This window comes from Stenotrophomonas bentonitica, from assembly GCF_013185915.1.
Taxonomy (GTDB): domain Bacteria; phylum Pseudomonadota; class Gammaproteobacteria; order Xanthomonadales; family Xanthomonadaceae; genus Stenotrophomonas; species Stenotrophomonas bentonitica.
The window spans coordinates 194,626-210,264 of the sequence record NZ_JAAZUH010000004.1 but is presented as its reverse complement, the minus strand read 5'-3'; the positions used below and the strand labels follow the sequence as shown (position 1 = coordinate 210,264).

Sequence of the window (15,639 nt, the reverse complement as noted above, 5' to 3'; positions counted from 1 at the left end):
AGAAAATGCCCGGCTGATACAATTCCGCCCTTTCCGGCCGCCCCTGCGGTGGCCGTGCCAGCCGTCAGCACGGGCCAGCCATGACCAGTACCGCCGAACCTACCTCGCCTTCGTCCGCCAACCTGCCTGCCGGGCCGCTGGACGACAGCTACACGCTGGACCACAAGTACACCCGTACCGACGGCCGCATTTACCTGAGCGGGGTGCAGGCACTGGTGCGCCTGCCGCTGATGCAGCAGCTGCGCGACCAGGCCGCCGGGCTGGACACGGCCGGCTTCATCAGCGGCTACCGCGGCAGCCCGCTGGGCGGCTTCGACCTGGAACTGTGGCGCGCCCGCCAGCATTTGGAGGCGGCGAAGGTGAAGTTCACCCCGGGCCTCAACGAGGACCTGGGCGCGACCATGGTCTGGGGCACCCAGCAGACCAACCTGTTCCCCGGGGCCAGGGTCCAGGGCGTGTACGGCATGTGGTACGGCAAGGGCCCGGGCGTGGACCGCTGCGGCGACGTGTTCAAGCATGCCAACGCTGCAGGCACTTCGGTGCACGGTGGCGTGCTGGCGCTGGCCGCCGACGACCATGCCTGCCGCAGCTCCACCCTGCCCCACGGCAGCGAAGATGAATTCGTCAGCGCGATGATGCCGGTGCTCAACCCGGCCGGCGTGCAGGACATCCTGGACATGGGCCTGCTCGGCTGGGCCATGAGCCGCTATACCGGGCGCTGGATCGGCTTCAAGACCATCGCCGAAACGGTCGAATCGTCCGCCTCGGTGCAGGTGGACCCGTTCGCGCGCCGGATCGTGCTGCCGGAAGACTTCGAGATGCCGGCCGGCGGCCTCAACATCCGCTGGCCGGACCCGCCGCTGGACCAGGAAATGCGCCTGCACCGTTATGCGGTCAAGGCCGCGCAGGCGTTCGCCCGCGCCAACGGCATCGACCGGGTAGTGATGGACTCGCCGCGCGCGCGGCTGGGCATCGTCACTACCGGCAAGAGCTACCTGGACGTGCTGCAGGCGCTGGAATACCTGGGGCTGGACGAGCGCGCCTGCGCCGAGATCGGCATCCGCGTGTACAAGGTCGGCATGACCTGGCCGCTGGAGCCGGAAGGCATCGCGCGCTTCGCGCAGGGCCTGGAAGACATCGTGGTGGTGGAGGAGAAGCGTGCCTTCATCGAGCGCCAGATGAAGGAGCAGTTCTACAACTGGCCGGCCAGTGCGGGCCCGCGCCCGTCCATCGTCGGCAAGTACGACGAAGCCGGCCAGTGGATCCTGCCCTCCACCAATGAGCTGACGCCGGCCACCATCGCCGGTGTCATCGGCCGCCGCATCCAGAAGTTCTTCAGCAACGACTCGATCGAACAGCGCCTGCGCTGGATGGACGAGAAGGAAGCCGAGCTCGCGCTGCCGCGTGCCAGCTTCCCGCGCGTGCCGCACTACTGCTCGGGCTGCCCGCACAACACCTCCACCCGCGTGCCGGAAGGCTCGCGCGCGCTGGGCGGCATCGGCTGCCATTACATGGTCACCTGGATGGACCGCAGCACCGACACCTTCACCCACATGGGCGGCGAAGGCGTGACCTGGGCCGGGCAGGCCGCGTTCACCGACACCGAACACGTGTTCCAGAACCTGGGCGATGGCACCTACTTCCACAGTGGTTCGCTGGCGATCCGCCAGGCGATTGCCGCCGGGGTCAACATCACCTACAAGATCCTCTACAACGACGCGGTGGCGATGACCGGCGGGCAGCCGGTGGACGGCACACTGACCGTGCCGCAGATCGCCCACCAGATGCGCGCCGAGGGCGTGCAGACGATCATGCTGGTCAGCGACGAGATCGGGAAGTGGAACAAGCGCGAGCTGTTCCCCGACGGCGTGGAGTTCTTCGACCGCGCCGAACTGGACGCGGTGCAGAAGCAGCTGCGCGAGGTGAAGGGCACCAGCATCCTGATCTACGAACAAACCTGCGCCACTGAAAAGCGCCGCCGACGCAAGCGCGGCAAGCTGGTCGACCCGCCCAAGCGGGTGGTGGTCAACTCGCTGGTCTGCGAAGGCTGCGGCGACTGCGGCCAGAAGAGCTTCTGCGTGTCGGTGCTGCCGAAGGAAACCGAGTTCGGGCGCAAGCGCGACATCGACCAGTCCAACTGCAACAAGGACTATTCGTGCACCACCGGGTTCTGCCCCAGCTTCGTCACCGTGCACGGCGGCAAGCTGCGCAAGGGCGCGCGCAGCGACCGCAGCGCGCTTCTCGAGAACCTGCCGACGCCGACCTTCCGCACCGCTCTGGATCAGCCCTGGAACATCCTGATCACCGGCGTCGGTGGCACCGGCGTGGTCACCATCGGCGCGCTGCTGGGCATGGCCGGCCACCTGGAAGGCAAGGGCGCCAGCGTGCTCGACCAGACCGGGCTGGCCCAGAAGGGCGGCGCGGTGACCACCCATATCCGCATTGCAAAACGCCCGGAAGACATCCACGCGGTGCGCATCGCCGCCGGCGAAGCCGACCTGGTGGTGGGCTGCGACATGGTGGTGGTGAACGACTACTGGGCACTGTCCAAGGTGCGTGCCGAGCGTTCGCAGGTGGTGCTCAACACCTACGAGGCGATGCCGGGCACCTTCACCACCCGCCCGGACATGCAGTTCCCCGCGGCCGACATCATTGCCGGCATCCGCGTGGCGCTGGGCGGGCGCGACCCGCTGCTGCTCGACGCGACCCAGCTGGCCACCGCGCTGCTCGGCGATGCGATCGCCTCCAACCTGTTCATCCTGGGCTACGCCTGGCAGCAGGGCCTGGTGCCGATCTCGTTCGACGCGCTGATGCGCGCGATCGAGCTCAACGGTGCCGCCGTTGCAATGAACCAGCAGGCCTTCGCCTGGGGTCGCCTGGCCGTGGTGGATCCGCAGGCCGTGCAGCAGGCCGCCGGCCTGGTCCGCAACGGCCACACCGACGCCGAACGCACCCCGGGCCCGCTGCAGGACCTGCCGCCGGGCGAGTGGGAAGGCAACGAATGGGGCGCCACCGCCGCACCGCGCGAGACCGGCGACGAGCGCGAGCTGCGCGGGTTGCCCGGTCACGGGGGTGGTGGCGAAGTCGCGTTCCTGCCGCTGGACGACGAACGCCTGTCGCGTTCGCTGGATGAACTGGTGGAGCGTCGGGTCAAGTTCCTTACCGATTACCAGGACGCTGCCTACGCCGCGCGTTACCGCGCACTGGTCGACCGCGTGCGCAGCGTGGAGTGGGACAAGGCGGGCAGCACCGCGCTGACCGAAACCGTGGCGCGCTATTACTTCAAGCTGCTGGCATACAAGGACGAGTACGAAGTGGCGCGCCTGTACACCAGCGGCGAGTTCCAGCGCCGCCTGCAGCAGCAGTTCGAAGGCGACTTCGAAGTGCGCTTCCACCTGGCGCCGCCGCTGTTCGCGAAGAAGGACGAGCAGGGCCGCCTGATCAAGCAGGAGTACGGCCCGTGGATGCTGAAGGCATTCGGGCTGTTGGCGAAGTTGAAGTTCCTGCGTGGCGGCACGTTCGACGTGTTCGGGCGCACCGAAGAGCGTCGTGGCGAGCGTCAGCTGATTGCCGATTACGAGCAGACCGTGGCGCTGCTGCTGGACGGCCTGAGCGATGACCGGGTGGCGCTGGCGGTGGAGATTGCCAGCATTCCGGAGCACATCCGCGGCTATGGGCACGTCAAGGAAGCGCACCTGCACAAGGCCAAGGCGCGTGAGGCCGTGCTGCTGGCGCAGTGGCGCAACCCGAAGGCGCTGCATATCGTGCAGGTGGCGTAAGCTTCGTGTAAGCGAACGCCAACATTCGCGACAATGTCATCGATCGCATACATTTCACCAGATGTATGTGATCGCACACTCAGCGATAGGCATTTTCTATCTAATTGACTGAAATAACTGAAATTATCTTCCGATAGAGGTCTTGTGCAAATGTAGGCACTCGCTTACATTTGTCCCATGGCCATCCTCAAGACCCCCGATGATCTGGGTAGTCTCATCCGGCAGCGGCGCAAAGCGCTGGGGTGGGATCAGGCACGACTGGCTCATGACGCCGGCGTCAGCCGACAGTGGGTGATTGAGGTCGAGAAGGGAAAGCCACGCGCAGAGTTGCAATTGGTGCTTCGGGTGATGAACGTCCTGGGCATTCCGTTGACGGCATCAACGCCCGTGGTGAACCGCGAAGCGGATGTCCCGCAGGTGGACATCAATGAGATCGTGGATCGGCATCGCTCACCCCGCGGGCAGGGCTCGGCTCAATCAAACGCTGGCACCTTGTCCTACGCGGAGATTCTTGAAAGGGCAAGGCAGATGCCGCCACCGGGTGTCGGCGCCCCAGTATTGTCCGTGCACGAAACGCCAGCGACCTATCGCCGCACTTCAAAGAAGAAGCCATGATGCTGCACGTGCTGATGCAGGGCAGGCAGATGGGGCGCTTGACCATGGATGGGCATGGCCAACCGCAGTTCGCCTACGAGGCGGATTGGGTGGCACTGCCAGACGCTTTTCCGTTGTCGCTGAGTCTGCCGCTACACCGCGACACCCACGCGTCGGCGACCGTTGCGGCAGTCATCTGGGGCCTGTTGCCCGACAACGACAACACACTGCACGGGTGGGGAGCACGCTTCCACGTTTCGCCGCGTAATCCCGTTGCGCTGCTGGCCCACGTGGGTGAAGACTGCGCCGGTGCGGTCCAGTTCGTCACCGCCGAGCGTCTGTCGGAAGTACTCTCAGGGGACGCCGACGGTATCGAGCCGCTGACCGACGAAGAGGTCGCAAGCCGACTCGCCCAGGTTCGTCACGATGTCGGTACGGGGCACTGGCTTGGCGATATCGGCCATTTCAGCCTCGCAGGCGCACAGGCAAAGATTGCATTGCTCCGATTGGACGATGGTTGGGCTGTTCCCAGCGGACGTATTCCCACTACCCATATCCTGAAACCGCCCGGTACCGATTACAGTGGTTTCGTGGAGAACGAAATGTTCTGCCTGCGGTTGGCACGCGCCATGGGGATGCCCACCGCGCAGTCGGATCGGCTTGCACTGGGTGACGAGACCGCAATCTCCGTGGAGCGCTACGACAGAGTGCGCACAGATGCAGGTTGGGCGCGTGTGCACCAGGAGGACTTTTGCCAGGCACTGGGAGTGATGCCGCAGATCAAGTACCAGAACCAAGGCGGGCCCGGCGCCGAAGCACTCGCCAGAGTACTGTGGGACAACGCCAGCCAGCCGCGGCGTGACGTGGAGATGCTGTTCCGAGCACTTGTCTTCAACTATTTGATTGGCGGTACCGACGCCCACGCAAAGAATTACTCACTGTTGTTCGGGGGCTCCGGCGAGGTTCGCCTGGCGCCGCTGTATGACATCTCCAGCGCACTGCCCTACCCCCAACTGCAGAAACGCAAGCTCAAGCTGGCAATGAAGGTGGGAAGCCACTACCGATGGTGGGACATCACGCTCAACGACTGGCGCGCAACGGCAACCGCCATGCGGTTGGATGTAGACGAAGCGCTCACTGTGATCGCCAGTATGTGCCTGCACCTGCCCAGCATCGCAGAACAGCAGCGCGACCTTATGGTCAGTGAGGGTATTGATCACAGCGTGCTGGATCAGCTTCTGGCGGAAATCAGCAGTAGCTGCCAACGCTGCCTTCGGCAGTTCGCTGCAGGTCATTGATTGATGAGAACGCGTGGCGCGGGGGATCCCGACACGTGTTTGCTGCATCGACCGGCACGCGGTAGGCGGTGGCTCGTCTATGATCGGGGCATCACAAGGATGATGGGGGCGGCCGATGGAAGGCGACAAAAAGCCGCGTAGCAAAACGAATTCAGCATCGCGGGACGCGCCACAAGACGCCTGGTTGCTGCGCGACCTGGCCATCATCAACACGCGAACCGCGGAACTGCTCGGTGAACTGCCAGCCGGCGGCCTACCGATCCTACCCAAGCGCAAGCCAGCCTCGCTGCCAGAGCTGGGGCCGGTACCCGACGGTTTTGATGACAAGGAAAGTGCGATGCCGAAAATTCCCCTACAGGTTTCCGCCGTCGCCAGCCTGGCACTGGCCGCCTGCGCGACTCCCGGGGCGGCAACGTCCCAGCCGACGAACATGCAGGAGACTGCGCCGATGCAACGTGCACGCTACACGTATCCGGAGACGGCAGTCCTTGTCAGCGGTGAATTGCAGCCCGATGGCGATCCTGCTATCGCTACCAAGATGAACTACAAGCCGGTCGCGTGGCCGCTGCGTTTCAAGAAGCACAGCTTCGGACCTCGCTGCTATGACACGCTGCAGTGCGAAGTAGTCTATGACAACTTTAGTTTTGGCGTAAATGAACCAACGAAGTCATCGGCATCATATGGCCCTGACTACCTGAAGGGCTGGACGGGAAGTTACGGCGCCGTTCCGAACTTTCCCATCGCTGCCCAAGTGGTTTGGCGCTCGAAAGATGGCACCAGCCATGAAGCTGACATCGACATCGGCCAGATATTCAGCGACGAGCTGGTCCAACACTTTGTGCCACGCGAAGAGATTGCAGAAGTACCGAACGGAGAAATAGTCGTTGATCCCTCTGTGTTGCTGGAGGTAAATGACCGCACCATCCGGGTGTACATGAGCGCGTATGTACCGACCAGGCATCTTCAGATACCAGGGAATAGGCGCAGCGGATTCCGCGACGACCTTGTCCTGGTGCGGACGTACACTTACTGAGTCAAGGAAGCTCATCATGGGAAAGGGAAGTTCCAACCGCCGCAGTACTGCTGCTGCCGCTGATGATCTCAGGATGGAACAGGTCATGAGAGAGGAGCTGGGCCAGCTCGCGGTCCCTATCCTGCAGCGACAGGGCGACGCTCACGACTATTTGTTCTTTGCTTTTCTTGATGGAACAGGTCAGGACCTGAACAATCCGAAGCTCGGTCCGGAAACCAACGTCGGGCTACTGTTCAAGCAGGTACTAGCCAGGTCAAACGAGCCAGACAGCCACATCGATGCACACTACTCCAGAGGCATCGGCACCCAGCCGAGAGCCATGGGCCGTGCCTTGGACGGAATGCTTGCGCACTCGTGGGACGATGGGATCAAAGAAGCGTATGCAGCGCTGGCGCGTAGAGCGAGCGGTTGGGTGAGAAGCGATCCTGACGCGGAAATCCGTGTTGTCGGCACTGGCTACAGTCGCGGCGCGGTGCAGACAGCCGGTCTGCTGAGGCTGATCGACCGATACGGGATAGCGGACCCGTCTGACCTTGAGTTCGGTCAAGACAACACCGGCAACATCAGCGTCATCAGCGCGTCCCCACCGTTGGTAGCCCCCGGCAACGTGGCGCAGGCAGCCCTGCTCTTTGACCCCGTCGCAACCAACATGCCGCGCAACTTCGACGCGCGCCTGCCGCCGAGCGTGATTTCCCGGGTATCCATCATGGCCGCGCACGAACGGCGTGAGCTGTTTCCGCATCAGACCATCAACGAGCCCGGCATGACGCCGGACGGGCGCGCGATCACCGTTGCCGCGCCCGGCGGGCATTCCAACGTGGGAGGTGGCAATCGCGATGCGGGCCTGGAGATTCTGACCGGCAATGCGGCCATCGACTACCTGAACACGTTGCGCGATGAACCGCTGTTCGAGAAGCGCCCGGTACCCGAGGATCTGGCGGCGATGATGCTGTACCAGGCCGGTGGTGCCACCTCGCTGTATGGGCTGCGGATGGACGGGGACGACCAGCGCAACCTGCGTGAAGCCTTGGCCAACTGCAAGATCGTGGACCCGTGCAAGGGCTCCGAACCAATTGACCAGGCGCTGGCAGCGCAGTTCGAACACCGCAGCATCCCGGTCGACACCGTGGAGCGGCAGCAGTTGCAGGCACTGGTAGAGCAGGCGTCGGAGCGGGATCTTGTGAAGCAACCGGACAGTCGAGCGCTTTCCCGGCCTGAGCCGGATGGCCCCGAGCATCCCGAGCACCCCGATCATGACGCGCTGCTGCGTATTCGAGACGGCGCGCGGGCAGCGGAGAACGCAGGCCAGATCAGTTTTACGGGCGACCAGCAGCGCGAGCAGTTTTGCCGCTCGGCGTTGGCGTGCATGAAGGACAACCGGGAAACGCGGCAGTCGCTCTACCCGGGACAGGGGTCGGAACCGCTGCACGGCGCGGAGATCTCACGGGTGGACGAGGTAGTGATCGGCTCGAAGGGTTACGCGTTTCTGGTCCAGCACGGTAATGGCCCGCATGACCTGCAGCGGGTGCCGTTTGATGTGGAGCTGGCCAAGCAGATGCCGGTAGCGGTTTCGGATCAGAAGCTCGAGTTGGCGAACCGCGAGATAGACCAGCAGCAGGCATTTCACGCGCAGCAAAGTGTTGCGCAGGTGGTTGAGGCGCAGACCATGGGCGGGTTTGCACGGTAGTGACACGCATGCGTGTCATCGACGCCAGATCCGCACCCGGTTGTTCGCAGGCATGACCACGTCCTCAACCAGCACCAACCCCTGCTCCAGGGCCAATGCATCCACCGCTTCGGCGTCGCGGATCCCCGATTCCGGGTCGCGCGCCTTCAGCCACGCATCGAACTGCCGGTTGCTCTCACTGCTGTAGGTCCCGTTGTAGTTGAAAGGCCCATACACGCAAAAGAGCGCGCCCTCCCCCATCACCGCCGACAAACCCGCAAACAACGCCTGCACGTGCGGCCAGCTCATGATGTGCAGGGTATTGGCGCTGAATACGGCATCGAAGGGCTCGAACGCTTCGGGCAACGGCGCCAATCCCTGCCCCGGCGCCAGCTCCGCCTGCAGCGGCCACGGCGCCGGGGCATTAGGCAACGCCGCCTCTTCCAGCCGCTCGGCAATGCCGGGCAGGTAATCCGGGTGGTCGCTGGCCTGCCACAGCAGGTGCGGCAGGTGCTCGGCGAAATACGCGGCGTGCTGGCCGGTGCCGCTTCCGATCTCCAGCACCCGGCGGCGGTCCTGCAGGTGCCGGCGCAGCACGGCCAGGATCGGGTCGCGGTTGCGCTCGCAGGCCTCGGACCAGCGTTGTCGGCTCATGATCATTGGAAATGTCGGGTCAGCGCACATCCAACCATGACCGCAGTCACTTGTGCCAGCACCGGGTCGCAAACGACAGTCGAAGGCTGATCGTTCCCGGGGAATCGCCAGCTGTGCAACGCCGTGAGTTTCTGACCCTGTCCGGTATGGGCCTTGCCGGCCTGATGCTGCCGTATTCCCGCGCGATCGCCGCCGAGCAGCTGCTCGAGCCCGCCAACGCGACCCGCAACAAGGCCCTGGCCGAAGCCGCGCTCGCCGCCGCCAAGCGGGCAGGCGCCAGCTACTGCGACGTGCGCATCGGCCGCTACCTCAACCAGGCCGTGATCACCCGCGAAGCGCGGGTGCAGAACGTGACCAACAGCGAATCGTCCGGCATTGGCGTGCGCGTCATCGTCAATGGCGCGTGGGGTTTCGCCGCCACCCACAAGCAGACCCCGGCCGCGATCCTGGCCGCCGTCGAGCAGGCCGCAGCCATCGCCCGCGCCAATGCCAGCATCCAGACCCGTCCGGTGCAGCTGGCCCCGGTGACCGGGGTGGGCGATGTGAGCTGGAAGACGCCGATCCGCAAGAACGCCATGGCGGTGCCGATCCAGGACAAGGTCGAGCTGCTGCTCAGCCTGAATGCGGCCGCGATCAACGCCGGCGCCGACTTCATCAACTCCACCCTCTTCCTGGTCAACGAGCAGAAGTACTTCGCCTCCAGCGACGGCTCGTTCATCGACCAGGACGTGCACCGGATCTGGCTGCCGTTCACCGCCACCGCCATCGACAAGGCCACCGGCAAGTTCCGCACCCGCGCCGGCCTGTCATCGCCGATGGGCATGGGCTACGAATTCCTCGACGGGGATGCCAGCGGCAAGATCCAGCTGCCCGGCGGCATCACCGCCTACCGCGATTCCTACGACCCGGTGGAAGACGCCATCGCTGCCGCGCGCCATGCCCGCGAGAAGCTCAAGGCGCCGTCGGTCAAGCCGGGCAGGTACGACCTGGTGCTTGACCCGTCGAACCTGTTCCTGACCATCCACGAGAATGTGGGCCACCCGCTGGAGCTGGACCGCGTGCTCGGCTACGAAGCCAACTACGCCGGCACCAGCTTCGCCACGCTGGACAAGCGCGACGCCGGCTACCGCTGGGGCAGCGAGCGGGTCAACTTCTTCGCCGACAAGACCGCACCGGGCAGCCTCGGCGCGGTGGGCTACGACGATGAAGGGGTCAAGACCAAGCGCTGGGACCTGGTCAAGGACGGCATCCTGGTCAACTACCAGGCCACCCGCGATGAGGTGCACCTGCTGGGCGAAACCGAATCGCATGGCTGCAGCTATGCCGATTCCTGGTCCAGCGTGCAGTTCCAGCGCATGGCCAACGTCTCGCTGGCGCCGGGCAAGACCCCGCTGAGCGTTGCCGACATGATCAAGGACGTGGAGAACGGCATCTACATCCATGGCCGCGGTTCGTACTCCATCGACCAGCAGCGCTTCAACGCGCAGTTCGGCGGGCAGCTGTACTACCAGATCAGGAACGGGCAGATCGCCGGCATGGTCGAAGACGCGGCCTACCAGATCCGCACGCCGGAGTTCTGGAATGCCTGCAGCGCGATCTGCGACGAGCGCGACTTCCGCTTCGGCGGTTCGTTCTTCGACGGCAAGGGCCAGCCCGGCCAGGTGTCGGCGGTGTCGCACGGTTCGGCCACCACCCGCTTCGATGGCATCAACATCATCAACACCGCACGCAGCCTGGGCTGACTGCCCGGGCCACCGTGCCAAACGTCACTACCGCTGGACCGCTGCGCCCGCAAGAATCAAACACCCGCTGTTCCTGCCACCCCCACACCGACGTGGAGAGCTGCCTTGCAAAGACGTGACTTCCTTGCCCTGACCGGGCTTACTGCTGGCGGCCTGATCGTGCCGTCGTTCTTTGGCAGGGCGATCGCCGCCGAGCAGCTGCAGAGTACGCTCGACCCGGCGCTGAAGAAGCGCCTGGCCGACGCCGCACTGGCGTCCGCCCGCCAGGCCGGCGCCACCTACTGCGACGTGCGCATCGGCCGCTACCTGCGCCAGTTCGTGATCACCCGCGAAGACAAGGTGCAGAACGTGGTCAACACCGAGTCCACCGGTGTGGGCATCCGCGTGATCGTCAACGGCGCCTGGGGCTTTGCCGCTACCAACCAGCTCAGCCCCACCGACGTGGCCCGTGCCGCACAGCAGGCCGCCGCCATCGCCAAGGCCAATGCCGGCGTGCAGACCGCCAAGGTGCAGCTGGCCGCCGCGCCCGGCGTGGGCGAAGTGAGCTGGAAGACGCCCATCCGCAAGAACGCGATGGAAGTGCCGATCAAGGACAAGGTCGACCTGCTGCTGGACGTCAATGCCGCGGCCATGGGCGCCGGTGCCAGCTTCGTCAACTCGATGCTGTTCCTGGTCAACGAACAGAAGTACTTCGCCTCCACCGACGGCTCCTACATCGACCAGGACGTGCACCGCATCTGGGCGCCGATGACGGTCACCGCCATCGACAAGGCCAGCGGCAAGTTCCGCACCCGCGAAGGCCTGTCCGCACCGATGGGCATGGGCTACGAATACCTGGACGGCGCTGCGGCGGGCAAGGTGCTCACCCCGAACGGCGTGGTCAATTACGGTTCTTCCTACGACATGAAGGAAGACGCCATCGCGGCGGCCAAGCAGGCGCAGGAGAAGCTCAAGGCGCCGTCGGTCAAGCCGGGCAAGTACGACCTGGTGCTGGACCCCTCGCACACCTGGCTGACCATCCACGAGTCGGTCGGCCACCCGCTGGAACTGGACCGCGTGCTTGGCTACGAAGCCAACTACGCCGGCACCAGCTTCGCCACCCTGGACAAGCGCGAGCAGCATTTCCAGTACGGCAGCGACCTGGTCAACATCTTCGCCGACAAGACCCAGCCGGGCAGCCTCGGCGCGGTTGCCTACGACGATGAAGGCGTCAAGACCAAGCGCTGGGACCTGATCAGCAACGGCAAGCTGGTGGACTACCAGACCATCCGCGACCAGGCCCACATCCTGGGCAAGACCGAATCGGACGGCTGCTGCTATGCCGATTCCTGGTCCAGCGTGCAGTTCCAGCGCATGGCCAACGTGTCGATGGCGCCGGGCAAGACCCCGCTGAGCGTGGCCGACATGATCAAGGACGTGGAAAACGGCATCTACATCATCGGCGACGGCTCGTTCTCCATCGACCAGCAGCGCTACAACGCGCAGTTCGGTGGCCAGCTGTTCTACGAGATCAAGAACGGCCAGATCACCCGCATGCTCGAGGACGTGGCCTACCAGATCCGCACGCCGGAGTTCTGGAACGCCTGCAGCGCCGTGGCCGACGAACGCGACTACCGCCTGGGCGGGTCCTTCTTCGACGGCAAGGGCCAGCCGGGCCAGGTCTCGGCGGTTTCGCACGGTTCGTCCACCGCGCGCTTCAACGGCATCAACGTCATCAACACCGCGCGCAGCCTCGGCTGACCGTTCAGGAGCCCTTATTCCATGAGTATCTTCACCGAAGCCCAGGCCAAGGCCATCCTCGACAAGGTCATCGCGCTGTCCAAGGCCGATGAAACCACCGCGGTGCTGGCCGGCTCAGTCAACGGCAACATTCGCTTCGCGCTCAACAACGTGTCCACCAGCGGCATCGTGGACAACACCGAACTGGCCGTCACGGTGGCCTTCGGCAAGCGCGTGGGCACCGCCTCGATCAACGAATTCGACGACAAGGCGCTGGAACGCGTGGTCCGCCGCGCCGAAGACCTGGCCCGCCTGGCCCCGGAAAACCCGGAGTTCCTGCCGGCCATCGGCAAGCAGAGCTACACCGCCAGCCCGACCTTCAGCGAGTCCACCGCCGCCATCGACCCGGCCTTCCGCGCCAAGGTGGCCGCCGACTCGATCGCCCCGTGCCGTGGCAACGGCCTGATCGCCGCCGGCTTCCTGGAAGACGGCCAGGGCTTCCAGGCCACCGCCAACAGCAATGGCAACTTCGGCTACCAGCGCACCACCAACTTCGATTACACCTGCACGGTGCGCACCGAAGACGGCCGCGGCTCGGGCTGGGTGGGTCGCAACCTGAAGGACGCGGCCGACTTCAAGGCCGACCAGGACATCCGCATCGCCATGCGCAAGGCGACCGAATCGTCCGAAGCCAAGGCGCTGGAGCCGGGCAAGTACACCGTGATCCTGGAACCGGCCGCTGCCGCCGGCCTGATCAGCTTCATGATGAACTTCTTCGATGCGCGCTCGGCTGACGAAGGCCGCAGCTTCCTGTCGAAGAAGGGCGGCGGCAACAAGCTCGGTGAGCAGGTCTACGACCCGCGCGTGAACATGTACGCCGATCCGTGGCACGCGGAAGCACCGGTGCTGCCGTGGGACCAGCAGGGCCTGCCGCGCAACAAGCTGGCGATCATCGAGAACGGCAAGGTCGCCAACCTGGACTACTCGCGCTTCTGGGCGCAGAAGCAGGGCAAGACCGCCAATGCCACCCCGGGCAACCTGCTGATGAGCGGTGGCGACAAGAGCACCGCCGATCTGGTGCGTGGCACCCAGAAGGGCATCCTGGTCACCCGCACCTGGTACATCCGCATGGTCGACCCGCAGACCGTGCTGCTGACCGGCCTGACCCGCGACGGCACCTTCTACATCGAGAATGGCCAGATCAAGTACCCGGTGAAGAACTTCCGCTTCAACGAGTCGCCGGTGATCATGCTCAACAACATCGAAGAGCTGGGCAAGCCGGTGCGCGTGGCCGGTGACGAGTCCAGCTTCGTGATGATGATCCCGCCGATGAAGCTGCGCGATTTCACCTTCACCTCGCTGTCCGACGCGGTCTGATGGAACGCGTGCGGCAATGAACCGCGCGCAGTTCCTGCGGTTGATGTTGGGCGGGGCCGCCATGGCGGCCCTGCCCTCGTTCGCCCGCGCGCAGGCCGGGCGCTACGACTTCTGGTTCACCCGGCTCAAGTACGACTCCGGCGACTGGGACGTGGACGCGCGCATGCCGTCCAACCTGATCACTTCGCTGATCGACTACACCACGTTGCGGGTGGACCCGACCGAGCGGGTGATCGCGCTGTCGGACCCGCGCATGCTGGACGCGCCGTTCTGCTACCTGGCGGGGCACAAGCTGGTGGAGTTCAACGCGGCCGAGCGGCAGAACTTCGTGCGCTACGTGCGCAATGGCGGGTTCGTGTTCGTGGACGACTGCAACCACGACATCGACGGACTTTTCGCCAAGTCGTTCGAAGCGCAGATGGCCAAGCTGTTCGGGCCGGCGGCGTTGAAGAAGCTGCCCAACACCCATGCGCTGTACCGCAGCTTCTTCAAGTTCCCGGACGGACCACCGGCGACCGGCTTCGAACTCAATGGCTGGGGCGACGACCTGGTACACGATTACCTGAAGGGCATCGAGGTCGATGGCCGGCTGGGCGTGCTCTACAGCAACAAGGACTACGGTTGCGAGTGGGACTACGACTGGCGCAACAAGCGTTTCCTTGCGGAAGACAACACGCGATTCGGCGTGAACATCGTGATGTATGCGTTGAACAACTAGTTTCGCCGATTAATCCAGCCACGCAGGGCGTGGCTCTACCGCCGATTAATGTGAGTTTGCCATGCAGAATGACAGCCCGATTGATGCCCTCCTCCAGAAGCTGCAGCCGCTGCGCGATGCGCTGGGCCAGGCCGTGGTCGGCCAGCACGACGTGGTGGAGCAGCTGCTGATCGGCCTGCTGGCCGGCGGCCACGTGCTGCTGGAAGGTGCGCCGGGGCTGGGCAAGACCCTGCTGGTGCGCTCGCTCGGGCAGGCGCTGGAACTGCAGTTCCGGCGCGTGCAGTTCACCCCCGACCTGATGCCCAGCGACATCCTCGGTACCGAGCTGCTTGAAGAGGACCATGGCACCGGCCATCGGCACTTCCGTTTCCAGCAGGGCCCGATCTTCACCAACCTGCTGCTGGCCGACGAGCTCAACCGTACGCCGCCCAAGACCCAGGCGGCGCTGCTGGAAGCGATGCAGGAACGTACCGTCAGCTACGCCGGCACCACCTATTCGCTGCCCGCGCCGTTCTTCGTGCTGGCCACGCAGAACCCGATCGAACAGGCCGGCACCTACCCGCTGCCCGAAGCGCAGCTGGATCGTTTCCTGCTGCACGTGCGGGTGGACTACCCCACCGAACAGGAAGAGCGCGACATCCTGGTGCAGACCACCGGCAGCAGCAGCGGTGCGGTGCCCAGGGTGATGCACGCCGAAGACGTGCTGGCCCTGCAGGCCGCGGTGCGGCAGGTGCATGTCAGCGACGACGTGCTGACCTGGATCACCCGCCTGGTCCGCGCCAGTCGTCCTGGCGATGGTGCGCCTGCGGCAGTGAACCACTGGATCAAGTGGGGCGCTGGCCCGCGCGCCGGCCAGTCGCTGGTGCTGGCGGCCAAGGCACGCGCGCTGCTGCAGGGCCGCTTCGCCGCCACCCGCGACGACGTGCAGGCGCTGATGGCGCCGGTGATGCGTCACCGCCTGCTGCTGTCCTTTGCAGCCGAAGCCGAGCAGAAAAGCGCCGACGACGTGATCGCTGCGTTGCTGCAGGCCGTGCCGTTCCCCGCCTGATCCCGCACCGC

Annotated in this window: 11 protein-coding genes; 10 read left to right on the top strand and 1 reads right to left on the bottom strand. The window is 64.9% G+C overall.

Annotated features, from left to right (window positions below):
* Positions 1–80 precede the first annotated feature (80 nt).
* The 5 genes from HGB51_RS18745 (at position 81) to HGB51_RS18725 (ending at position 8,391) form a co-directional block, all read left to right on the top strand.
* Positions 81–3,779: an indolepyruvate ferredoxin oxidoreductase family protein gene (locus tag HGB51_RS18745; protein WP_070207916.1), complete on the top strand. Its 3,699-nt coding sequence runs from the start codon at positions 81–83 to the stop codon at positions 3,777–3,779.
* A 177-nt stretch (positions 3,780–3,956) separates the two neighbouring features.
* The gene (locus tag HGB51_RS18740; RefSeq protein WP_171966926.1) at positions 3,957–4,394 is read left to right on the top strand and encodes a helix-turn-helix transcriptional regulator; all 438 of its coding nucleotides are present in this window, start codon (positions 3,957–3,959) and stop codon (positions 4,392–4,394) included.
* Positions 4,391–5,671 carry a type II toxin-antitoxin system HipA family toxin gene (locus HGB51_RS18735; protein WP_070207683.1) on the top strand — a complete coding sequence of 427 codons (1,281 nt, stop codon included), beginning with the start codon at positions 4,391–4,393 and terminating at the stop codon, positions 5,669–5,671. Before HGB51_RS18740 ends, HGB51_RS18735 begins: the two co-directional genes overlap by 4 nt.
* A gap of 115 nt (positions 5,672–5,786) precedes the next feature.
* Positions 5,787–6,704, top strand: coding sequence for a hypothetical protein (locus tag HGB51_RS20360; RefSeq protein ID WP_246233699.1), 918 nt, complete (start codon positions 5,787–5,789; stop codon positions 6,702–6,704).
* 85 nt (positions 6,705–6,789) lie between these two features.
* On the top strand, positions 6,790–8,391 hold the full coding sequence (locus HGB51_RS18725) for a phospholipase effector Tle1 domain-containing protein (protein ID WP_171966925.1): 1,602 nt from the start codon (positions 6,790–6,792) through the stop codon (positions 8,389–8,391).
* Positions 8,392–8,406: 15 nt separating this feature from the next.
* Here HGB51_RS18725 and HGB51_RS18720 read toward each other — a convergent pair whose 3' ends face one another.
* A complete protein-coding gene (locus tag HGB51_RS18720) occupies positions 8,407–9,024 on the bottom strand; it encodes a DUF938 domain-containing protein (protein WP_070207713.1) in 618 nt (205 codons plus the stop codon).
* 113 nt (positions 9,025–9,137) lie between these two features.
* On the opposite strand from HGB51_RS18720, the gene HGB51_RS18715 reads away from it, so the two are divergent.
* From HGB51_RS18715 to HGB51_RS18695, 5 genes are all read left to right on the top strand, one after another.
* Positions 9,138–10,766, top strand: a complete 1,629-nt coding sequence (locus HGB51_RS18715; RefSeq protein WP_070207685.1) for a TldD/PmbA family protein — start codon at positions 9,138–9,140, stop codon at positions 10,764–10,766.
* 105 nt (positions 10,767–10,871) lie between these two features.
* A complete protein-coding gene (locus tag HGB51_RS18710; protein ID WP_070207686.1) occupies positions 10,872–12,506 on the top strand; it encodes a TldD/PmbA family protein in 1,635 nt (544 codons plus the stop codon).
* Between the two features lie 21 nt (positions 12,507–12,527).
* On the top strand, positions 12,528–13,862 hold the full coding sequence (locus HGB51_RS18705) for a TldD/PmbA family protein (protein WP_070207687.1): 1,335 nt from the start codon (positions 12,528–12,530) through the stop codon (positions 13,860–13,862).
* A gap of 16 nt (positions 13,863–13,878) precedes the next feature.
* Positions 13,879–14,580 carry a DUF4159 domain-containing protein gene (locus HGB51_RS18700; protein ID WP_070207688.1) on the top strand — a complete coding sequence of 234 codons (702 nt, stop codon included), beginning with the start codon at positions 13,879–13,881 and terminating at the stop codon, positions 14,578–14,580.
* A 61-nt stretch (positions 14,581–14,641) separates the two neighbouring features.
* A complete protein-coding gene (locus tag HGB51_RS18695; protein ID WP_070207689.1) occupies positions 14,642–15,628 on the top strand; it encodes an AAA family ATPase in 987 nt (328 codons plus the stop codon).
* Positions 15,629–15,639 lie beyond the last annotated feature (11 nt).